General features: G+C 62.1%; 1 pseudogene. It reads left to right on the forward strand.

Annotated features, from left to right (window positions below):
• Positions 1-902, forward strand: a pseudogene (locus NB3_RS34700) (condensation domain-containing protein); the annotation flags it as partial.

Consider the following 902-nt stretch of genomic DNA (forward strand, 5'->3'; position numbering starts at 1 on the left):
ATGTGCTGGTGGTGGTGGTGCATCACATCGCGGCGGATGCGTCGTCGATGGGTCCGTTGGTGCGGGATGTGATGGTGGCGTATTCGGCTCGTGTGGCTGGTGAGTCGCCGGGGTGGTCGCCGTTGCGGGTGCAGTATGTGGATTACGCGTTGTGGCAGCGTGTGGTGTTGGGGGAGGAGTCGGATCCGGAGTCGTTGGCGGCGCGTCAGATCGCGTTTTGGCGTGCGGAGTTGGCGGGTTTGCCGGATTTGTTGGAGTTGCCGACGGATCGTCCGCGTCCGGTGGTGGCGTCGTTGGCGGGTGCGCGGGTGCCGGTGAGTGTGGATGCGGCGACGCATGCGGGGTTTGGTGGAGTTGGCTCGTGGGCATGGTGCGACGTTGTTCATGGTGGTGCATGCGGCGTTTGCGGTGTTGTTGGCTCGGTTGTCGGGTAGTTCTGATGTTGCTGTGGGTACGCCGGTGGCGGGTCGTGGTGAGCGTGAGTTGGATGATTTGATCGGTATGTTCGTCAATACCGTGGTGTTCCGGTCGCGGGTGGAGCCGGGTGAGTCGTTTGTGGGTTTGTTGGGGCGGCAGCGTGAGGCGGTTTTGGCGGCGTTCGCGCATGCGGATGTGCCGTTCGAGCGGTTGGTGGAGGTGTTGAATCCGCCGCGGTCGACGGCGCGTCATCCGTTGTTCCAGGTGGGGTTGTCGTTTCAGAATGTGGCGCGGTCGGTGTTGGAGTTGCCGGGTTTGTCGGTGGCTGGGGTGGATGCTGATGTGGATGTGTCGCAGTTCGATCTGCATTTGATTGTGGGGGATGTGTATGAGGAGTCGGGTGTGGCTGGGGGTGTGGGTGGGTTTTTGACGTATGCGACGGATTTGTTCGATCGGGCGACGGTGGAGGGTTTCGCTGATCGGTT

The sequence above is a fragment of the Nocardia beijingensis NBRC 16342 genome (genome assembly GCF_001612785.1).
GTDB classification, from domain to species: Bacteria; Actinomycetota; Actinomycetes; order Mycobacteriales; family Mycobacteriaceae; genus Nocardia; species Nocardia beijingensis.